Annotated in this window: 18 protein-coding genes and 1 pseudogene; 6 read left to right on the forward strand and 13 right to left on the reverse strand. The window is 62.6% G+C overall.

The window, feature by feature from the left end:
* Positions 1 to 182 precede the first annotated feature (182 nt).
* Positions 183 to 1,205 (forward strand): annotated as a pseudogene (locus ACVW0Y_RS03195) (cache domain-containing protein); the annotation flags it as partial.
* Between the two features lie 135 nt (positions 1,206 to 1,340).
* Complete coding sequence (locus ACVW0Y_RS03200; protein ID WP_457436320.1) at positions 1,341 to 2,069, forward strand: methyl-accepting chemotaxis protein; 729 nt, start codon at positions 1,341 to 1,343, stop codon at positions 2,067 to 2,069.
* Between the two features lie 100 nt (positions 2,070 to 2,169).
* On the opposite strand, the gene ACVW0Y_RS03205 is transcribed toward ACVW0Y_RS03200, so the two are convergent.
* Together ACVW0Y_RS03205 and ACVW0Y_RS03210 are read right to left on the reverse strand one after the other, a co-directional pair.
* On the reverse strand, positions 2,170 to 3,291 hold the full coding sequence (locus ACVW0Y_RS03205; RefSeq protein ID WP_457436008.1) for a GGDEF domain-containing protein: 1,122 nt from the start codon (positions 3,289 to 3,291) through the stop codon (positions 2,170 to 2,172).
* A gap of 110 nt (positions 3,292 to 3,401) precedes the next feature.
* Positions 3,402 to 3,881, reverse strand: coding sequence for an N-acetyltransferase family protein (locus ACVW0Y_RS03210; RefSeq protein WP_457436009.1), 480 nt, complete (start codon positions 3,879 to 3,881; stop codon positions 3,402 to 3,404).
* Between the two features lie 231 nt (positions 3,882 to 4,112).
* Here ACVW0Y_RS03210 and ACVW0Y_RS03215 point away from each other — a divergent pair, with 231 nt between their 5' ends.
* Entirely contained in the window at positions 4,113 to 4,508 is a 396-nt protein-coding gene (locus tag ACVW0Y_RS03215) for a hypothetical protein (protein WP_457436011.1), read from the forward strand.
* Positions 4,509 to 4,582: 74 nt separating this feature from the next.
* Here ACVW0Y_RS03215 and ACVW0Y_RS03220 read toward each other — a convergent pair whose 3' ends face one another.
* The 5 genes from ACVW0Y_RS03220 to ACVW0Y_RS03240 all read right to left on the reverse strand — a co-directional run bounded on the left by ACVW0Y_RS03220 (position 4,583) and on the right by ACVW0Y_RS03240 (position 7,796).
* Positions 4,583 to 5,149: a DUF4136 domain-containing protein gene (locus tag ACVW0Y_RS03220; RefSeq protein WP_457436321.1), complete on the reverse strand. Its 567-nt coding sequence runs from the start codon at positions 5,147 to 5,149 to the stop codon at positions 4,583 to 4,585.
* Between the two features lie 71 nt (positions 5,150 to 5,220).
* On the reverse strand, positions 5,221 to 5,826 hold the full coding sequence (locus ACVW0Y_RS03225) for a DUF4136 domain-containing protein (RefSeq protein WP_457436012.1): 606 nt from the start codon (positions 5,824 to 5,826) through the stop codon (positions 5,221 to 5,223).
* Between the two features lie 27 nt (positions 5,827 to 5,853).
* On the reverse strand, positions 5,854 to 6,603 hold the full coding sequence (locus ACVW0Y_RS03230) for a methyltransferase domain-containing protein (protein WP_457436014.1): 750 nt from the start codon (positions 6,601 to 6,603) through the stop codon (positions 5,854 to 5,856).
* Positions 6,600 to 6,905: a MazG-like family protein gene (locus ACVW0Y_RS03235; protein WP_457436015.1), complete on the reverse strand. Its 306-nt coding sequence runs from the start codon at positions 6,903 to 6,905 to the stop codon at positions 6,600 to 6,602. Before ACVW0Y_RS03235 ends, ACVW0Y_RS03230 begins: the two co-directional genes overlap by 4 nt.
* 39 nt (positions 6,906 to 6,944) lie before the next feature.
* Complete coding sequence (locus ACVW0Y_RS03240; protein WP_457436016.1) at positions 6,945 to 7,796, reverse strand: MaoC family dehydratase; 852 nt, start codon at positions 7,794 to 7,796, stop codon at positions 6,945 to 6,947.
* A 196-nt stretch (positions 7,797 to 7,992) separates the two neighbouring features.
* On the opposite strand from ACVW0Y_RS03240, the gene ACVW0Y_RS03245 reads away from it, so the two are divergent.
* Complete coding sequence (locus ACVW0Y_RS03245; protein WP_457436017.1) at positions 7,993 to 8,988, forward strand: AraC family transcriptional regulator; 996 nt, start codon at positions 7,993 to 7,995, stop codon at positions 8,986 to 8,988.
* 90 nt (positions 8,989 to 9,078) lie between these two features.
* Here the strand turns inward: ACVW0Y_RS03245 and ACVW0Y_RS03250 are convergent, their stop codons facing one another.
* Entirely contained in the window at positions 9,079 to 10,431 is a 1,353-nt protein-coding gene (locus ACVW0Y_RS03250) for a 3-oxoacyl-ACP reductase (protein ID WP_457436018.1), read from the reverse strand.
* 170 nt (positions 10,432 to 10,601) lie between these two features.
* Between ACVW0Y_RS03250 and ACVW0Y_RS03255 the strand changes: the two genes are divergently transcribed.
* Positions 10,602 to 11,879, forward strand: coding sequence for an acetyl-CoA C-acetyltransferase (locus ACVW0Y_RS03255; RefSeq protein WP_457436019.1), 1,278 nt, complete (start codon positions 10,602 to 10,604; stop codon positions 11,877 to 11,879).
* A gap of 367 nt (positions 11,880 to 12,246) precedes the next feature.
* Here ACVW0Y_RS03255 and ACVW0Y_RS03260 read toward each other — a convergent pair whose 3' ends face one another.
* From ACVW0Y_RS03260 to ACVW0Y_RS03270, 3 genes are all read right to left on the reverse strand, one after another.
* Positions 12,247 to 12,690, reverse strand: a complete 444-nt coding sequence (locus ACVW0Y_RS03260; RefSeq protein ID WP_457436021.1) for a PaaI family thioesterase — start codon at positions 12,688 to 12,690, stop codon at positions 12,247 to 12,249.
* Between the two features lie 98 nt (positions 12,691 to 12,788).
* Positions 12,789 to 13,223 carry a thioredoxin TrxC gene (gene trxC / locus ACVW0Y_RS03265; RefSeq protein ID WP_457436022.1) on the reverse strand — a complete coding sequence of 145 codons (435 nt, stop codon included), beginning with the start codon at positions 13,221 to 13,223 and terminating at the stop codon, positions 12,789 to 12,791.
* A gap of 50 nt (positions 13,224 to 13,273) precedes the next feature.
* The gene (locus ACVW0Y_RS03270; protein WP_457436023.1) at positions 13,274 to 14,251 is read right to left on the reverse strand and encodes a sulfite exporter TauE/SafE family protein; all 978 of its coding nucleotides are present in this window, start codon (positions 14,249 to 14,251) and stop codon (positions 13,274 to 13,276) included.
* A 292-nt stretch (positions 14,252 to 14,543) separates the two neighbouring features.
* Here ACVW0Y_RS03270 and ACVW0Y_RS03275 point away from each other — a divergent pair, with 292 nt between their 5' ends.
* Positions 14,544 to 15,245 (forward strand): aspartate/glutamate racemase family protein, encoded by a 702-nt coding sequence (locus ACVW0Y_RS03275; protein WP_457436024.1) that lies wholly within the window; start codon positions 14,544 to 14,546, stop codon positions 15,243 to 15,245.
* On the opposite strand, the gene selO is transcribed toward ACVW0Y_RS03275, so the two are convergent.
* Complete coding sequence (gene selO, locus ACVW0Y_RS03280) at positions 15,229 to 16,689, reverse strand: protein adenylyltransferase SelO (RefSeq protein ID WP_457436025.1); 1,461 nt, start codon at positions 16,687 to 16,689, stop codon at positions 15,229 to 15,231. The two genes, ACVW0Y_RS03275 and selO, sit on opposite strands and share 17 nt — an antisense overlap.
* Positions 16,690 to 16,749: 60 nt before the next feature.
* Positions 16,750 to 20,076, reverse strand: a complete 3,327-nt coding sequence (mscK, locus tag ACVW0Y_RS03285) for a mechanosensitive channel MscK (protein ID WP_457436026.1) — start codon at positions 20,074 to 20,076, stop codon at positions 16,750 to 16,752.
* Positions 20,077 to 20,096: the final 20 nt, after the last annotated feature.

Raw genomic sequence — 20,096 nt, forward strand, 5'->3', positions numbered from 1 at the left:
GCTAAAGCTAGTTATGCCCTTGGTCGATAAGAGCAAAGCAGCGGGTCATAAACGCGTAACTTTCTGCGCGAATCGCCAGGTGCTTTGTATACAATCTGTCGCCGTATCCCCCCAAAAGTCCACACAGGTAATAGCCCATGCGCCTCTGGCAACGCAGTATTCAGTGGCAGTTGATCCTCAGCATGGGTGCCGCCCTGCTGGCCAGTATTCTGATTGTGGTGGGCATCTATGCGGCGGTGGTCAATCGCCTCGCGGAAAAAGCCCTGGTCGAACAAGCCCTTCCTGCCAGCGTGGCGGCGATTGGCAACGACCTCGAACGAATTCTTACCGAACCCCTCACCGCCGCCCGCGGTATCGCCGAAAACGCCATGGTTCAGGAGTGGCTGAGCAACGGCGAAGACCCTGGCCAAAAGGATGCCTTCGTTCGTTATCTGCACGGCGTGCAGGTTCAGCAGAAGGCGCTGACTACCTTTATCGTGGTGGCCGGCAGTGGCAACTACTTCACCGAAAAAGGCCTGGACCGCACCCTTAGCCGCGGCCCGGCAGAGAACGGCTGGTTCTACAGCTTCGTCGATGGCAGCGACAGCCGGGTGGTGCAGATCGACTCGGACAAGACCACCAACCAGCCAACCCTGTTTATCAACCAGCGCATCAGCGCCAATGGCAAAACCCTCGGTCTTGCCGGCCTGGGCTTTGGTTTGCAGGCCATGTCGGACCTGGTGCGCAACTTCCACTTCGGCAAGAGCGGACGGATTTTTCTGGTCAGTGCCGACGGTAAGGTGAAGATTCACCCGCAATCCGAATACAACGACACCCGTCAGCTCAGCGACCTGCTGGGCAGCGAGGCCGCCGGCAAGCTGCTGGTGGACAGCGGCAAGGCCGTGCATTTCCAACGCGATGGCGAAGCCTACCTGGCCCTGGCGCAACCGCTGAAAACCCTGGGTTGGCTGCTGGTCAGCGAAGTGCCGGAAGCGGAAATCTATGCCGATGCCAACCAGGCGCTGGTGACCAGCAGCCTGATCGGCGTGCTGGTGGCGTTGTTCTCCCTGGGTCTGGTGGTGTTTCTCGCCCGTGGCCTGGTGCGGCCAATCAAGCAGGTGACCGCGGCCCTGGTGGAAATCGGTGGCGGTGGTGGCGACCTGACGCGCCGTCTGGATGAAACGCGGCAGGACGAATTGGGCGATCTGGCCCGCGGCTTCAACCGCTTTATCAGTAGCCAGCGCGAGCTGATCAGTGCCGTTCTGGGCACCAGCGTGCGCCTGCGTACTGCGGTGGGTCAGGTTGCCACAGTGGTGGAAAACACCGCCGGGCGCGCCAGCCGCCAACATGAAATGACCGATATGGTGGCCACTGCTGTACATGAGATGGGCCTGACGGTGCAGGAAATCGCCCGCAATGCCAGCAGTGCTGCCGGCACCTCGCAGAGTGCCCGCGATGAAGCGGTGCAGGCGCGCGAGGTGGTGGGCGGCTCGATCAAGCAAATCGAGAAAATGTCCGGTGACATCGGCGAAGCCTCTGACGCCGTTGCCGAGCTGGCCAATGAAGTGGCGTCCATCGACCAGGTGCTATCGGTGATTCGCGGCATTTCCGAACAGACCAATCTCCTTGCGTTGAACGCCGCCATCGAAGCGGCGCGCGCCGGCGAGATGGGCCGCGGCTTTGCCGTGGTGGCCGATGAGGTGCGGACCCTGGCCAGCCGCACCCAGGCTTCTACTGGCGAGATTCAGCAAATGATCCAGCGCCTGAAAACCGGCGCGCAGACTGCCGTGAGTTCGATGCAGGCCGGTCAGGCGGCGACGGGCGATGGCGTGCAATCCAGCCAGCGCACCGGCGAGTCGCTGGGCTCGATCACCGCGCAGATCGAACGCATCAGCGATATGAACACCCAGGTGGCGGCGGCCACGGAGGAGCAATCCTCGGTAACTGAAGAGATCAACCGCAACGTCCAGGGCATCGCCGACCTGGCGCATGCCACCGCGGACGAAGTGCAAGCCTGCCGCCAGGACTGCCAGACCTTGCAGGGCCTGGCGGAGGACTTGGGCAAGCAGATGGGCAGTTTCCGGCTTTAAAGCTGGTCGCGACTTCCTTGTTGGGTTGAGCCAAAGGCGCAGCCCAACAATGGGCATGGCATCTGAGTTGGGCGGCGCTAGCGCTTAGCCCAACCTACGGCTACACCGCGGCTAACTCGAGGCGGTCGCGGCCATTGCGTTTGGCCTGGTAAAGGGCGCTATCGACGCGCTTGAAAAAGCTTTCCGCATTGTCATCCAGGCGAGGGTCGAAGCGACCTACACCCAGGCTGGTGGTCAGCGGCTGGTGCTCGCCTTGCAGGTCGATGCCGTTGTGCGCCAGGTCGCGGCGAAATTGCTCGGCCAGCAACTGCGCCTGCTCCAGGCTGGTGTTGGGCATCAGCACGCCAAACTCTTCGCCGCCCAGGCGCAACAAGGCGTCGCTGTCGCGGCGGAACACCAGACGCATACGTTGGGCGAACGCGCTCAGGCAGGCATCGCCGCCTGCATGGCCGCGCTGGTCGTTGACCTTTTTGAAGAAGTCGATATCCAGTAGCACCAGGGCCAGTGGCTCGCCGGTGCGTTTGGCAGCGGCCACCATGCTCTGGAACAGGCTGTTGAATTGGTAGCGATTGCCCAGTTGGGTGAGGCTGTCGGTGCGGCTCAACTGGTCGAGGCTGGCTTGCTGTTGCAGCAGACGCAGCTCCAGGTCGAGGGTGGCGAGGTATTCGCGGTGACTGCGGTTCAGCGCCAGCAGCAGGTAGCTTAGGTAGAACAGCAAGGTGATCAGCTGGCTGTGGCCCGCGCGCCAATCCAGGGCCATCACCGCCAGCCCCGGCACATACAGCAGCAGAAGGGCGATAAAAGCGCGCTTTTTACGCATGGCGAAGTTGAAGGTCATCGCCGTGCTGAAGGCTACGGTGCTCAGGGTAGCGATCATCGCCGAGTCATGCAGGGCCTCGCTATACAGTGCCCAGGCATGCGCCTGGCCCCAGCACAGCGAGGTCAGCAGTACCAGGCCCCAATGGCGGTCCAACCAGCATTGCAGCTGGTCCTGGGTGTGGGGCGGGGTGTGCAGCAGCCGGCCGGCCATCAGTGCGGCAAACAGCAGGGTGCCGGCAACGCCGCTGACCCAGATGGCCGCAGGATTGCCGCTGAACAGCCAGGTGAGCAGCCAGGCCAGCAGGTAATAGATGCCCCCCAGGCGGGTGCGTACCCGGGTGTCCTGGACTTCGCGCCACAGGGCAAAGGCCTGGGGCGAACGCGGCAATTCGGCGTCGGTCATGATTTGTGATCACAGCAGCTATGTTGCCCGAGCATAGTGCTTTCGCCGGGAAAAAAATATCAAAAGGCTATCACCGCGAGCTCTGTCTAAAGCCGCTGCCAACGGGGCTATCAGAGCGTCTTGCGAAACTGCAGCAGGGCCACGCGCTGGCCGCGGTGATCGCGGCGTTCTTCCACGCCATACACCTGATAGCCCAGGGCAGGGTAGAGCAGCAGCCCGGCGCTGTTGGCATTGAAGCAGCTCAGTTGCATTTCCTTGGCGGCGAAGCGCTGGCGGGCGATCTGTTCCATCTGCGCGATCAGGTAATGGGCCACGCCCTGACCGCGCGCCCAGCTCGCCACCATCACATTGCCGAGGGCGCAGTATTCGCCGCGCTGGCTGCTGTAGAAGTTGGCGAAGGCGGCAATTCGTCCGTCCAGTTCCACCACTGTGCTGGCTTCCCGTGCGGCCACGGCGTCGGCCAGCTGCGCCAGGGTGAATGGCCAGCTGCCTTTGGGGTAGCAGAAGAACAACTCTTCGGCGTCTTGGGGAATGGCCACGACCTGGGGCAGGTCGTCGGCCGTGGCGGGGCGATGGCTGAGTGGGGGCATGCGGGGCTCGACAGTGGCTGGCAAGAGCTGGGCAGCTTAACCCGAGCGGTTCAGCCAGGTGGCTGGGCGAACATCCTGATCAGCACCGAAGTCGCTGTTCTGCGCGGAAGAACTTGCGCTGATCCCGTCGAGCAGCGCGACGACCATTCGTCCATCACCTCGCACTCTTGGCCAACGCAACGGCTCCAAGCTGTACATCAGACAATGAGCCCCCGGCTCAGGGAGTGACAGATGAACGCTTTGATTCGCCGGCCGGCCCTGCTGGGCGCGGCTTTGCTGTTGGCGCTGGGTGCCAGTGCGCCGAGTTTCGCCGTCGACGCCAGCGCCCCGGCTCGCGCGGTACAGGGTGCCAGCCCATCGGCACCGTCGACCCAGACTGCGCCTTCCGGCACTGGCACCACGGGCGGCAACAGCAACTCCAATACCAATGGCCTGAACAGCAATGGCTATAACGACAACACCAATAACAGCGGCTCGATCAACAACGGTGCGGATACCGGCACCAGCAATCCGCAGCTGAATAACCAGACGGGTTCAGGCAGCACCGGCACCGAGAGCAGCGGCAGTCTGGAAGACCAGCGCCGCGCCAGTGGTGAGGCGATGGAGCGGGAACGTACCGGCGAATAGGGCGTTTCAGCTCGCACAATTTACTGTGGGGGAGAGGGCCTCTCCCACAGTCAGTTCACTGGGCGCTGTTGCCATCAGCGTGGCGGGTATTGGGAAAGTAGCTTGCTGACTGTCTCGCGAATCGCAGTTTCGCGCTCCACCGGGCTGGTCTGGTTGTTGCGCACGATCTGCTCGGCGCTGCCACGCCAGACCAATTTGCCATCCTTGCCGTCGAACAGATCGACCTGCACGGTGCCGACCTTGTAGTCGACATTGCGCGTTTCGGTGTACGCCGGGCCGCCCCAATAGGCACCGCCATTCCAGTAGTTACCCCAGGCACCGCCGTAGCTGGTGCTGACCTGGTCGGTGCGGTTTTCCACAATCAGCCAGGCTTGCACACTGACATCGCCCTTGCTGCCGGCCGGTGCCAGGCGCACGCCACGCTGGTCGAGCTGTTCGCTGACGGCGTCACGGATGCGTTGTTCGGTGAGGTCGCTTTTGATCCGCGGGTCATCGGGGCTGTACTGCAGCCCGGGTTCTTTCCAGGTAAAGGTGCGGTAGGCGGCGAAGTCGCGGTGTTTGTCGAAATCCTGGTCCAGCTGGGTGGTCTGGCAGGCAGCCAGCATCAGCAATAAAGGTACTAACAGCAAACGGGCCAGCAAACGGGCAGTCATGGTCGGTCTCCCTACTCAAAAGCATTGGTGCGCTTGAGTCTAGTCGTGGTTGCGAGGCTCTAGCGCGGCGGATAAGCGCTAAGGGCTTTATTTACTGCCGAGCGCAATGCATCGACGCGCTCGCTCTGGCTGCCACGGTTACTGGTTTCAGCACTGCCATTCCAGATGCTCTGTTGGTTGTGGGAGTCGATCAGCTCGACCTGCACCACCTGCACCTCTTCTTCATAGGTACGCATGATCGGCACGCTGCCGTACATGCCACCGTAATTGTTGCCGTAGGGGCCGCGGCCGTAGTAAGTGCCGTAGTCACCGCGTTCTTCGCGCAGGCGGCGCTCCACGCGTACATCGGCATGCACCTGGACATCGGCGGGCGTGCCTTGACGGGCCGGGCGCAGGCCGCGCTGGTCGAGGCTGTTGCTGAGGATATCGGCCATCTGCTCGGGGGTGGCACCGGCGCTGCCGCCCGGCAGGCGGCCGTTGGCCCAGGCCCAGGTCTGGTAGCGACTGTAGTCGCGCGGGGCGGCCGGGTAGGCGCTGAGATCAAGGGTTTGCGCCGCTTGCGGCGGCGCGGGCGGCAGGGGGTTGGAGCTGGGCGTGTAAGGGTTCTGGCTCTGGCAGGCAGCCAGGCCGAGGCAGCAGATCAGCAGCGGTAAACGGCAGTTCATCACGCACTCCTCGGCAGAGCCGCCTGGTCAATGCGGGCGGCAGATCCAATGCAAGTAGCGCCCAAGGCCCATGAAACTGGGATGGCGACGGTGGGCCAGTTCCATTTCCAGCAGGTCGAGCAGTTCGGCCTTGTGCTGGAATTCGCTGGGCATGTAATCGTGGAACACCCGGACGCCGCTTTGGCTTTCGACTCGCCAGTCAGGGGCGAGTTGCGTCGCCAGCTCCCATGGGTCCAAGGGCATTTGCGGAGTCAGGCTTTGTTTCTCGCCGGCGAATTCCTGTTTGCGCAGCTTACGGAAGTGGCCCTTGAGCAGGTTGCGGTAAATCAGCGCGTCCTTGTTGTAGAAGGCCAGCGACAGCCAGCCACCCGGTGCGGTCAGTTGATGCAGCACCGGCAAAATGGCATGGGGTTCGGCCAGCCACTCGAGCACGGCGTGGCAGATCACCAGGTCGTAGCGCTCGGTCAGTTGGCCGAGCAGGTCCTGCCAGGGCGCTTGAATAAAGGTGGCGGTTTGCCCGGCGGCGGCGAAGCGCTCACGGGCACCCTGCAGCATCGGTTCGGCGGGCTCGGTGAGGGTCACCTGATGGCCGCGTTCGGCCAGCCACAGCGACATATGCCCCAGGCCGGCGCCGATATCCAGCACCCGCAGCGGTCGCTCCGGCAGTGCTTCGGCGAGGTCGGCCTGGAGCACGGCGAGGCGAATGGCCCCCTTGGCACCGCCGTAGATCTTCTCGGCGAAACGAGTGGCCAACTCATCGAAATGACGGTCGCTCATTTGCTGAACCGCCGCTCGCTGTCGGCCAGCTTGGCGCGCACCACCTCGTTCATATCCAGGCCCAGCTCGCTGCACAGCAGCAACAGGTAGAGCACGATATCGCCGACTTCCTGGCCGGCATGGGCCAGTTCGTCAGCCGGCAGTTGCCGTGACTGGTCTTCGCTCAGCCACTGGAAAATCTCCACCAGCTCGGCCATTTCCACGCTGGCGGCCATGGCCAGGTTTTTCGGGCTGTGAAAGCCGCGCCAGTCGTTGCGGTCACGAATGGCATGCAGGCGGGTGGTGAGTTCGTCGAGGTTCATGCGGCTGTCCTGAGTGAAGAACCGCATTGTTTCACGCAGCTAGATCACTCGCCAGCTACCGCTCATATGCGGCAAATCGTTGTTACCGCTCAGCCTGAACTGGCCGCTGGAGGCCGGGTTGCTGGCTTGCAGGGTGACCGCGCTGGGCAACAGCACCGGCTTCTGGAAACGGACCTCGACCACATAGCCGGACGTCGGCAGCCGCTCGCCGAGCGCCGCCAGGGCACGCGCCTTGTTCCACAGACCATGGGCGATGGCGCGCGGAAAGCCGAACAGCTTGGCGCTCAGGGCCGACATATGGATGGGGTTGTAGTCGCCCGCCACGGCGGCATAGCGTCGGCCGATATCGGCGGGCGCGTGCCAGTGGGCGATGTCTTCCAGTGGCAGAGTGATTTCTTCGCCGCGCTCGGCCGGCTGCCCAGGCAGTTTCAGGGCGCGGCAGAGAATCCGGCTGTCACCCTCCCAAAGCAGGCCAAGCTGATCTTCCAGGCGGGTGATCAGGCTGAACACCGCGCCCTTTTCATGGGGCTGCAGGTTTTCCACCTGCACGCTGACAATAAATGGCCCCAGGCCACCCAGGGGGCGCACGCCACGGATACGGTTTTCCAGGTGCACCAAACCCAGGAGCGGAAAGGGGAAGCTGGGGTCGGTGAGCAGTTGCATTTGCAGGGGGAAGGCGAGGATATGCGGATAGGTGGGCGGCAGATGACCGTCGTCGCTGAAGCCACAAATCTGTCGATAACGCGCAAGCTTGTTTGGCTCCACGCTGATCGCGCAGCGTAAGCCGAAATCGGGCAGGGTCTGTCCACGCACTCCCCGGCGCAGCGCCGCACGGGCGAACAGGCCGGGCAGGGCAGGGAGGGCGGGCAGGTCGAGCCAGTTGGTGGGCATAGCGTCTCCTTAGCTTTTGCGCAAAAACGGCAATGCCCGAAGCTTAGACTGCCAGCACCACGCCACATTGGCCGCCCGGCCCGCTCGGGCGGCAGCCCAGCCAATAGCCTGTTGCAAGGCAATGCGCGGCCTTGAGCCTGCGGGGTAAAACTGCCTAAGATGGCCGCGCCTCACGGACAAATAAGAATCCTAAAAAATGACGCGTGATCTGACCGACGATGTGGCGCTGATGCGCCCGGTGATCGACGCCCTGCGGGCCAGCGGAACCGACCCTGATCGAGTGCTGGCGCGGGTCGGTTTACCGCCTGGTGGCTTGCCTGCCGGGCGCTTTCCCCATTCGGCACAGGCGTTGTTCTGGAAAGCCGCCAGCGAGGAATGTGGCGAAGTGGATGTCGGCCTGTTCCTGGCCCGGCACCTGCCGGCCTTCCATGGCCTGCTGCTGGAATACCTGTTTCTCTCCAGCGAAACCTTTGGCGACGGCCTGCGCCACGCCCTGCGCTATGTGCGCCTGCTCTCCGATACCCTGAACGCGCGCCTGGACGTCGATGGCGAACTCGCCACCCTGGTGCTCGGCATGCCTGCCGGTGTGCCCCGGCACTTCCCGGAAATGCTCGCAGGCGCGGTGATTCGCCTGTTCGACGCGCTCACCGAAGGCCACTTCAAACCGCGCCTGGTGCAACTGATCCACAGCGAGGGTGCGGCACTGGAGCGCTACCTTGATGTGTATGGCTGCCCCGCCCAGTTGGATGCCGAGCGTTATGCCCTGCAATTCGATGCCGAGGTGCTGAATCGCGCCTCCCGGCATGCCGCCCCGGAACTCCTGCGCATGCACGAATCCTTGGCGCGGCGGCAGTTGGCCGAAGTGGAGCGCCTGGACCTGGTGCGCCAGGTGCGCGAATTGATTGGTGAACTGCTGGTGGACAGCGGTGCCACCCTCGAACAAGTGGCTGGCCGCCTGAATATGCCGCCGCGGCGCCTGCGCGAACGCTTGGCCATGGCGGGGGTGCGCTTCAACGACCTGGTCACCGACTACCGCTGTCGGTTGGCCAAGGAATTGTTGTTGAAGACCGATGAGCGCATTGAAGTGATAGTCGAACGTACCGGTTTTTCGGAGCCGAGCACGTTTTACCGGGCGTTCAAGCGCTGGGTGGGGGAGACGCCGGTGGAGTTTCGCAAGCGCGGTAAGCCTTGATACTGCTGTTGGGCTTCGTTGTACTCAACCCCACCTACACGTCGTAGGTGGGGTCGGTCCGCGTTCGGCGAAGCCCAACAAGGAAACTAACTAGGCACCCAACAAACTCTGCCCACACACCCGCAACACCTGCCCGGTCACCGCGCCACTGGTGGGCTGGGCAAACCACGCCACCGCCTCGGCCACGTCCTGTGGCAAACCGCCTTGCCCCATGGAGTTCATCCGCCGTCCGGCTTCCCGAATGGTCAGCGGAATCGCCGCCGTCATCTGGGTTTCGATAAAGCCCGGTGCCACCGCATTGATGGTGATGCCGCGCTTGGCCAAGGCCGGTGCCCACGCCGCCGCCAGGCCGATCAGCCCTGCCTTGCTCACCGCGTAGTTGCTTTGGCCCATATTGCCGGCGATGCCGCTGATGGAGGCGAGCAGCACCACGCGCCCGTTGTCGTGCAGCTTGCCGCCGTCGAGCAGTGCCTTGGTGAGGATCTCCGGGGCGCGCAGATTGACGTCGATGACCATGTCCCAAAACGCTTCGCTCATCTTGGCCAGGGTTTTATCGCGGGTAATGCCGGCGTTATGCACCAGGATATCCACCCCTTCAGGCAGCGCCGCCAGCAGGAGCTCTGCGGCATCCGGCGCGCAGATATCCAACGCCACGCTGCGGCCACCCAGACGGCCAGCCAGGGCGTCGAGGGCATCTTTCATGGCCGGCACATCCAGCAGCACCACCGTGGCACCATCACGGGCCAGGGTTTCGGCGATGGCGGCACCAATGCCGCGGCTGGCACCGGTGACCAAGGCCACCTGGCCACCCAGCGGGCGGGTCCAGTCTTTTACCGCGGCGCTGTTGGCGGCCAGGCGCACGACCTGGCCGGAGACATAGGCGCTTTTCGGCGACAGGAAAAAGCGCAGCGCGCCCTCCAGTTGGTCTTCCGCCCCCTTGGCCACATAGAGCAATTGCACGCTGCCGCCACGGCGGATCTCTTTGCCCAGGGAACGGGTAAAACCTTCCAGGGAACGCTGGGCGCTGGCGGCGAAGGGGTCCTTCAGCGATTCCGGCGGGCGGCCCAGCACCACAATGCGCGGGCACAGATCGAGGCCCTTGAGCGCCGGTTGGAAAAACTCGCGCAGCTGTTTGAGTTCTTCGGCGCTGCTGATGGCACTGGCGTCGAAGATCAGTGCCTTGAGTTTGGGACCGTGTTCGGCGGTCCAGCGACCCAGGCCGAACAGCCCGTCGGCGCTGGCAAACGCCTGGTCGGTGAGGCGATTGAGAAAACCGCTGGCCGCTTCGGCCAACACGCCGCCATTGATCAACAGCGCGCCTTCCACCGGCCGCATGCGCCCGGCGGTCCAGCGCTCCAGGCGTACCGGCGCGGGCAGGCCGAGGGCACCGACCAGGCGGCGACCAGTGGGCGAGTTGGCAAAGTTCAGGTAACGATCGGACATGGCAGAAGGCTCCAACAGGAGAGTCAAATGTAGGCCCACTCTACGCAGACCGACAGGATGCGCAATTGACCGTGCCGCTTGCGGCGTTGGCAAGGCGGCCAATGCGAGCGGCATCAGGCAAGCTAGTCTGTGCCAGACCCTGTGAAAACGTATCTCCCAAGGAGTTTCCAATGACCCAGCTGCGCCGGGTCGCCATTGTTGGCGGCAACCGTATTCCCTTCGCCCGCTCCAACACCGTGTATGCCACCACCAGCAATCAGGAGATGCTCACCGCTGCGCTGGAAGGCCTGATCGAGCGTTACCAGCTGCATGGCGAAATCATTGGCGAAGTGGTGGCCGGCGCGGTGCTCAAGCATTCGCGCGACTTCAACCTCACCCGTGAGTGCGTGCTCGGCTCGCGCCTGGCCCCGGAAACCCCGGCCTACGATATTCAACAAGCCTGCGGCACCGGCCTGGAAGCGGCGATTCTGGTGGCCAACAAAATCGCCCTGGGGCAGATCGACAGCGCCATTGCCGGCGGCGTCGACACCACCTCCGATGCGCCCATCGGAGTCAACGAAGGCCTGCGCAAGATTCTGCTGCAAGCCAACCGCAGCAAAACCACCGGCGACAAGCTCAAGGCGCTGCTGCAGATCCGCCCCCGTCACCTGGCCCCGCATATTCCGCGCAACGGCGAGCCGCGCACCGGGCTGTCGATGGGTGAGCATTGCGAATTGATGGCGCAAACCTGGTCCATCCCCCGTGATGAACAAGACCAGCTTGCCGTCGCCAGCCACCAGAAACTCGCCGCTGCCTACGCCGAAGGTTGGCAAGACGACCTGCTCACCCCCTACCTGGGCCTGACCCGCGACCAGAACCTGCGCGCCGACATCCGCCTGGAAAAACTCGCCACCTTGAAACCGGTCTTCGAAAAAGGCCCGCGCGGCACCATGACCGCCGCCAACTCCACGCCACTTACCGACGGCGCTTCAGTGGTGCTGCTGGCCAGCGAAGAATGGGCGAAAGCGCGCGGTTTGCCGATCCTGGCCTACTTCCGCGACGGCGAAGCGGCGGCGGTGGACTTCGTCAACGGCAAGGAAGGCCTGCTGATGGCACCGGTCTATGCCGTACCGCGCCTGCTCAAACGCAACGGGCTGAGCCTGCAGGACTTCGACTACTACGAAATCCACGAAGCCTTTGCCGCTCAGGTTCTGTGCACGCTTAAAGCCTGGGAAGACCCCGAATACTGCAAAACCCGCCTGGGATTGGACTCCGCATTGGGCTCGATAGACCGCAGCAAAATGAACGTCAAAGGCAGCTCCCTGGCCGCCGGCCACCCGTTCGCCGCGACCGGTGGGCGCATTGTCGCCAACCTGGCGAAACTGCTTTCGGTAGCAGAAAACGGGCGCGGCCTGATCTCGATTTGTGCGGCTGGCGGGCAAGGTGTGACTGCCATCATCGAAAAGTGATCTAACCCCTGCCGACACAATCGATCGTGCCGGCAGGATGTAGCAACTCCGTGATTTCTCTTCATCGTAAGAGCAACGGCAGCGCCCCCCCAGGCGCTGCCGTTTTTTTTGCGTGTTCGGCAACCAGCGGCTGCGCATCGGCATTGCCGCGTTAAAAACGCTTTTCCATTGCCCATGGGCAGCAGCCCAGTGCTCGCTCGATCTCGAGTGGCGTGAGCCTAGGTTTGCTTTTTATCTCTGCGCCTGAATCCCAGCCTGCGCTGGGATGACGGTGTTCTGGACAAAAACCTCCGTCTTCCCCAGGCGCGAAACCACACGGCCAGTGCACGCGGTAACGAAGAATATCGCGATAGTCGGCACCCCCAAATCAGTGCTTACGCAGCTGATAAACCCCACGACTCTCCGCCACCACTTCCCCGCTACCATCCACCAACTTCAGCTCCAGCACGTATTCGGCCTTGCCGGTCTCGTTGGCCGCACCCTGCAGCCGCTCAATCTCATCCGCGGCCAACACCGCCTCCACACGAATATCCCCCGTAGCCGGGCGGCGAAACCGCAGGTTCATTTCCTTGATGATCGGGTAGAAACGCTGGGTATCGAAGCTGGTGAGAAACAACGCCCCGCCAGGAATCTCGGCCAGGGTGAACAGCGCTCCGGCATACATACTGCCGATATGGTTCTGATTGCCAGCCAACGGCATACACAGGCGCACGCGCCCCGGTTCCAGCACCTCGGCCTTGAGTTGGCAGCGCTTGACGAAGGCGATTTGTTCTTCAGTGAGCTGACGAGCGATCTCGACGGGAAATGCCACGGGCTGAGTTCCTTCTTGTTATTGAAGGCTCAGCCTAGTCTTTAGTTGGCGTTGCTCAATGACGCTTTCGCTCGCCCTGCCTGACCGAAAGTGACGCCTCAGATGCCTTGCGACTTCAGCCACGCCATAAGTTGAGGCAGCGGCATGGCACCACTTTGCCGCGCCACTTCCTTGCCATTCTTGAACAGCAACAGGCTGGGGATCGAACGGATATTGAGCTGGGCCGAAAGCTGCTGATTGGCCTCGCTATCCAGCTTGGCCAGCCGCGCACGGCCGACCAGCTGCCCGGCGGCTTGCTGGAAGGTCGGCGCAAAAGCCTGACACGGGCCGCACCAGCTGGCCCAGACATCCACCAGCAGTGGCAGGTCGCCTTTGATCTGGCTGGCGACGCTGGCTTGGCTCAGGTCGAAGGGTTTGCCTTGCAGCACGGCGTCTTTGCATTTGCCGCAGCGCGGGCTGTCGCCCAGGCGCTCGGCGGGAATGCGGTTAAGCCCGTTGCAGTGCGGGCAGGGAATGACGAGTGAATCAGACATGGTCGGCTCCAGAGGCTATGCAGCGTATTTGGAGCCGACCGGCGAAGCTTTCAAGCCGAGAAGGCCATATAGATGTTGTAGGCGCTGATCAGGGTGATCAGGCTGCCGATCATCATCAACAGGGTTTTCGCATGCAGCTTCTTGCACAGCAGCGCGGCAAACGGCGCAGCGAACAGGCCGCCGAAGACCAACCCGGCCACCAGCTGCCAGGTGCTTGGCTGGCCGGCCAGCAAGATAAAAGAAGTGGCGCTGGCGATGGTCAGAAAGAACTCGGCGAAGTTCACCGAGCCGATGGTGGTGCGCGGGTCGCTGCCGGAACCGATCAGCGTGGTGGTTACCACCGGGCCCCAGCCACCGCCGCCGGCCGCATCGACGAAACCACCGAACATTGCCAGCTTGGCGATATGTTTGGGCTCACGTTTGTGCACCACATGCAGAAACGCCTTGCGCAGGATATACAGGCCCATGATCAGCAGATAAGCCGAGATAAACGGCTTGAGCACCTTGCCGTCGAATTGGGTAATCACCACGGCACCGAGTACCGCGCCGATCATGCCGGGAATCAGCAGGCGCAAGAACAGCTGGCGATTAACGTTGCCCAGCTTTACATGTGAAATGCCAGACAGGCCGGTGGTGAATACTTCGGCGATATGCACGCTGGCACTGGCCGCCGCAGGCGTGGCACCGGCACTGAGCAGAAAGGTGGTGGCGGTAATACCGTAGGCCATGCCTAGCGCCCCATCGATAGCCTGGGCAAAAAAGCCAACGGCCACGGCACTCCAGAACAGACGGCTGCTAAGGGCTGCTTCGATAATTTCCACACCGCTGCTTTCGTGATTGCCGAAGAACAGACGCCAGGCGAGAAAACCCAACAGACTGAGCAGAATGGCCACAGCCAGCCACATGGCGATACGCAGCACAGGGTGGTTGGCGGGGTGGGAAACGTAGTCTTCGACTGGCGGCAAGCCCATTGCCTGGTGTTCGGTGTTGATTGGGCTGGGGGTGTAATCGAGTTCGCGGATTTTCATCTACAGCGGGGCCTTGAGCGGGGCGAGCGGTTAGCCGTTCGGTGGCGCAACGATAGAGAGCTTTGCTTAGAGAGTCTAAGAATCATTGGGCAGGTTTATATGTCTTCTGGTTATCGTTGCGGCTGTACTGTTGCCTCTGGTCGTCGCTGTATCGGTGTTTGGCGACGGGGCCAGGCTAGGCTGCAAGTCTGGATCTCGCCTGCGGGGATGACGGAAGTGTTTGCCCAGACCACCCTCGCCCCGGCGCAGGCTGGGGCCCAGAATCGCGGATGAATCGACGGTGGAGAGAGCGATGCACACCCTTGGCGTTCTAGGCGGTATGAGTTGGGAATCGACGGTGACCTATTACCGCCTGCTCAACGAAGGCGTGCGCGAGCAGCTGGGTGGGCTGCATTCAGCGCCCTTGCTCCTGCATTCGGTGGACTTCGCGCAGATCGCCGCCATGCAGAAAAGTGGCGACTGGCTGGGTGCCGGCGAGGTGCTGGCGAATGCTGCCTTCGGCCTGCAACAGGCCGGTGCCACGGCACTGCTGCTGGCCACCAACACCATGCACAAGGTGGCACCGGCTATCGAAGCCGCAGTGAGCATTCCCTTGCTGCATATCGGCGATGCGGTCGGCCAGGCGCTCAAGGCCGATGGGGTAAAGAAGGCAGCACTGCTCGGCACCCGCTTCACCATGCAGGAAGCGTTTTACCGCGACCGGTTGAGCGAGTGTTTCGGCATAGAGGTGCTGGTGCCGTCCTTGGATGAGCAAGGCGAAATCGACCGCATCATTTTTCAGCAGCTGTGCCTGGGGCAGTTTCCGGAGGAGTCGAAGCGCTATTACCTCGACTGCCTGACGCGCCTGAAAGAGCGGGGTGCCGAAGCGGCGATTCTTGGCTGTACGGAAATCGGGTTGTTGCTCGAAGGCTGCGCGTCGCCGCTGCCCTTGCTCGATAGCGCCCATCTGCATGTGCAGATGGGGCTTGGCTGGATGCTCAAGACGAACAACTGATCTCCAAGTGTTTGCCCCACTCTGGGGGCCGCTCGGCAAAGCGCTCCATGCCGGGCTGCTCATCAAACGGCTTGCTCAGCACCTCATGCAGTAACCGTACTTCGCGGTAATCGCCTTTCTCCGCCGCGTCGATGGCCTGCTGCGCCAGGTAGTTGCGCAGGATGTATTTCGGGTTGGCCGCGTGCATACGGCTTTTCCGCTCAGTCTGTTCAAGCCCTTGGGTCGTGCTGCGGGCCAGATAGTCCGCTGCCCAGGCATCGAAGCCGGTGAGGTCGACAAAGTCGTCGCGCAAACGCTGCAGGGCATCCGCCGGCGCGCTATCGCCCAGCTCACGGAAGAAACGACTGTAGTCCACCGGGCTGGTCTGCATCAGTTGCAGTAAGCGTTCGATCAGGCTGTTGTCGTCATCCTGCGCCTGGTACAGGCCCAGACGTTTGCGCATCAGGTCGAGGTAATGGGCCTGGTACAGCGGCAGAAACAGATTGAGGGTGTCGCGCAACGCTTCCACGCTGATAAAGGGCGTCAGCGCCTGAGCCAGGGCAGAGAGGTTCCAGTGGGCAATCGGCACCTGATTGCTGAAGGAATAGCGGCCGCTGTCGTCGGAATGGTTGCAGATAAACCGCGCATCGAAGTCGTCGAGGAAGGCAAAGGGGCCGTAGTCGAAGGTGATGCCGAGGATCGACATATTGTCGGTGTTCATCACCCCATGGCAGAAGCCATACGCCTGCCAGTAGGCAATCATTTCGGCGTTGCGCTCCAGCACTTCGCGGAACATCGCCAGGTAGGGCTCGGGTTGCTCCAGGCACTGCGGGAAGTGGCAGCGCAGCACATGCTCGCCGAGGGTTTTGAGCTGTTCTTCCTGCTTGGTGTAATAGAAGTACTCGAAGTGGCCAAAGCGCACATGGCTGGGGGCCAGACGCAGCACCATGGCGGCACTTTCCTTTGTCTCGCGCCACACCGGGGTGGTCGAACCGGTTACGCACAGCGCCCGGCTGCTGGGGATGCCCAGGGCGTGCAGGGCTTCGGAGGCGAGAAACTCGCGGATCGAGGAGCGCAGCACCGCGCGACCATCGCCCATGCGCGAGTACGGCGTTTGCCCGGCGCCTTTAAGGTGCAGGTCCCAGTGCTCGCCGGCTTCGTTTACCACCTCACCCAACAGCAGACCGCGGCCGTCGCCCAGGCGCGGGTTGTAGGAGCCGAACTGGTGACCGGAATAGACCATGGCCCGCGGCTCGGCACTTTCCCAGAGCTTGTGGCCGGCGAAGATTTCGGCGAACACCTGCTGCTCGGCTTCGTTCGGATCAAGATCGAGCAAGGCCATGGCGGCCGGGCTGGCAACCACCAGACGTGGCTCGTCGATGGGCTCGGGCAGCACCTCGGTGGAAAACCCATCGCCCAAGCGGGCAAAGCGGTTATCGAAATTCAGCTCGGCGAGGGTTTTCAACGGCAACGTCCCTTGGTAATGGGTGAGCGTAGGTTGGGCGTCGCTGTGCTCAACCCCAACCTACGGTTTGGGCGCGACCGGTTCCGGCTCGTCGCCATGGGCAATCTTCTGCTCCTGACCATCCCGATTGGCCAGGAAAATTTCCATTTTCGGCGTGCTACTGGAGTTGATGTCGTGGTCGCGGAACAGCTGATCGATGCGCCGGTTCAGCTCGTCGGTAGCGGGGCCGCGGTCGCCCAGTTCACGCACGTAAATCTTCAGTTCATGGTCCAGGGTGCTGGCGCCGTAAGACGTCAGTTGCACGGTTGGCGCCGGGTCGCGCAGTACGCGGGAGTTTTCCTGGGTGGCCTGCAGCATCAGTTTGCGCACCAGATCCAGATCGGTGCCGCGCTGCACATTGAAGGTCAGCACGATGCGCGTCACGGTGTCGGTCAGGGTCCAGTTGATCAACTGGCTGGTGAGGATGGTCTGGTTCGGCACGATCACCGCTTTGCGGTCGCCGTCGGTGATATGGGTGGCGCGGATGCGGATACGGTTGACCGTGCCGGTCACCGTGCCGATGGTGACCAGATCGCCGATGCGCACCGGGCGCTCGAACAGCAGAATGATCCCGGAAATAAAGTTGGCGAAAATCGCCTGCATACCAAAACCGATACCTACCGATAGCGCGGCCACCAGCCATTGCAGCTTGTCCCAACTGACCCCCAGGGTCGACAGGGTGCTGACGATACCGATGCCGGCAATGGCATAGGACAGCAACGTGGTGGTGGCATAGGCGCTGCCCTGGGCCAGGGACAGCCGCGACAGCACCAACACTTCCAGCAGGCCGGGCAGGTTGTTCGCCAGGGCAATGGTGACACCGATGATCAGCAGCGCACCGAGCACGTCCATCAGGCTGATCGGTACCTGGGTGGCGGTGGCACCGGTGCCGGAGGCGTATTGGTAGAGGGTGACGTTGTCGAGGTAGGCGAACACGCTGATCAGGTCAGCCCACACCCAGTACAGGCAACCGATGAAGCCGGCCAGCAACGCCAGGCGGATCAGGCGCAGGGACTGCTGGTTGACCTGGTCGATATCCAGGGTCGGGTTTTCCACCGGCACTTCATCGCCGTCGATATTTTCCTTGGCCTGCGCCTGGCGTTTGGCCAGAGCGCGGGCATAGGCCAGACGCCGGGCGGCAACTGCCAGACCGCGGACGAAAGTGGCCTCGATAATCAGCCAGACGATCAACAGGTACAGGGTGTTGATCAGGCGGTCGGTGAGCTTCAGCGAGGTGTAGTAGTAACCGAACCCCACCGCGATGATCAGCGCGAATGGCAGCAGGGTGAAGGCGGCACCCACCACCAGGCGGAACGGCGAGGCATGTTCGCGCAGTTGTTCGCCCAACAGCAGTTTGCCCAGTAGCCAGGTCATCAGGCAGAAGCAGGTCAGCACGATAACGATGCCGATCACGTCTTCGGCCAGAGCTGCCGGTTGTTGTTCGGCCACGCTCACCACGGCCACCAGGGCCATCACCACCAGGCCGAGGTTACGGACTTTTTTGCTAAGGAAGTCCACCTGCGGCCGCGGCCAGCGGAAGTGCAGCTCGGCCACGCCACCGGGAGCAAGAATTCGGTACAGGGTGTAGAACACCAGCCAGGCCTGGGCCATTTCCAGCAGCGCCAAGCCCAGCGCCGCGTTCTGCCCGCGGGCGTCGGCGCGCAATGCCAGGCCGCCAAGGGCCAGGAGCAAGGACACCGGCAGGGCCAGAAGAATGTTCAGCAGCAGCGCCAGGGGCGTGTGCAGCTGGCTGTCGCGTTTGTAGTGTCCGATGTCTTCATGCAACTCGCCGAGCTTGCGGTAGATGGTGCTGCGCCGCCAGATCAGCAGGCCGCTGACCAAGGCCAGGGGCAGGAAGAACCACGGCCGTTCGCCCAGAGCTTCGACCAGTTGCGTCAGGCCGTCGCCCCACGGCAGGTCGGCCATCTGGCTTTCCAGGTAGCGCGGGGCGACACGCAGCCACGAGAGGTCCAGCGGCTTGTTGCTGGGAATCCAGAACATCTGCTCTTCCAGCGTGGCGCGCAGGGCCTTGGCGGTGGCTTGCAGCTGTTTCTGGTTGAGTTGCAGGGTGATCGATTCATTGAGCAGGGCGTTGAGCTCGCGGCTCAGCCGATCCAGCAGTTCGGCGCGGGTATTGGCCAGATCCAGCAGGGTGCGGCGTATTTCCGGGGTCACCTGTTCGGCCGGCTGTTTCGCCAGCAGGCTGTCCACATAGGCTTGCGGGGAGCTGTATTGGTCGCGGCTCTGGTCGAGGTTGAACTGGTACAGACGGATATCGGCAATCTCGTCGGCCAGGTCTTTGTTCATCGACAGGTGCGGCAGTGATTGCTTCTGCTGGTAGAGGATCTTCGACAGCAGCAGGCTGCCCTTGAGCACGTTGATCTGTTCTTCCAGGGACTGGTCGGCCTGGTTGACGCTATCCAGTTGCTGTTTGGTCAGCAGGTTTTCTTTGGTCAGGTCATTAAGGCGGTCGGTGGCGCGCAGCAGGTAGTCCGACAGCTTCAGGTTCTGCGCGCTTTCCAGCGCCACCACGCTGTCGGAGCTGACGTTCTGTGCTTCCTTGGACAGCTCCACCAAGGTCTTTTCCGACTGCGCCCGGCGTTTCTCGCTGATCAGGTTTTGCAGGTCGTTGCTGTTCTGTTCGGCGCGGGCGATGCGCTCTACCAGTAGGTCGCGCTGGCCGTTGCCAAGGTCTTGCAGCAGGTTGTTGCCGGCCAGTTCGGCGCGGCGCAGGGTGATTTTCGCGTTAAGCGCCGCCTGCTCGGCGTTCAGTTGATCGCGGCGTTCGGGAATCAGCGGCTTGCCGGCTTCTTTGCCGACCTTGAGCAGGTTGCCGATTTCCTGCACGCGGGTCTGGCCGCTGCTGATTTCCGCCTGGGCCCGCTCCGGACGGGTTTGCGCGGTGAGGATGTCGCTGTTGGCCACGGCCAGAGCCTTTTGCCAATCACTGAGCTGGGTACTGAGGTCAGTGAGCTTTTGCTCCAACTGCGGAATGCTCAACGGGCCGAAGCGTTGGCGGAAGTCCTCGGGCTGGTGGGCTTTGAGTCGGGTCAGCTCGTGCTGGTTGTCTGCGGTGAGCTTGGGCGCTTCGGCAAGTTTCTGTTTCAGCTGGATCAGGCGGGTTTCCGCGTCACTTTTCTCGGCCAGCAGGGCCAGGGTGTTTTCCAGGATCTGCTTGACGTTGGCGGCATCGGTTTCTGCCAGCTTGCGCGCGGCCAGGCCGTCCAGACTGCGCTGCACGTCATCGGCAGACGGCGGCTCGGCGGCGTGCAGGGAAGGAACAATAAGGGCAAGGCCAAGCAGGCTGGCCGTAACAAAGGAACGGAGCGAATACGGGAACAGAGACATGGTCGCCAATCGTGCGGCTC

The sequence above is a fragment of the Pseudomonas sp. TE3786 genome (assembly GCF_054057335.1).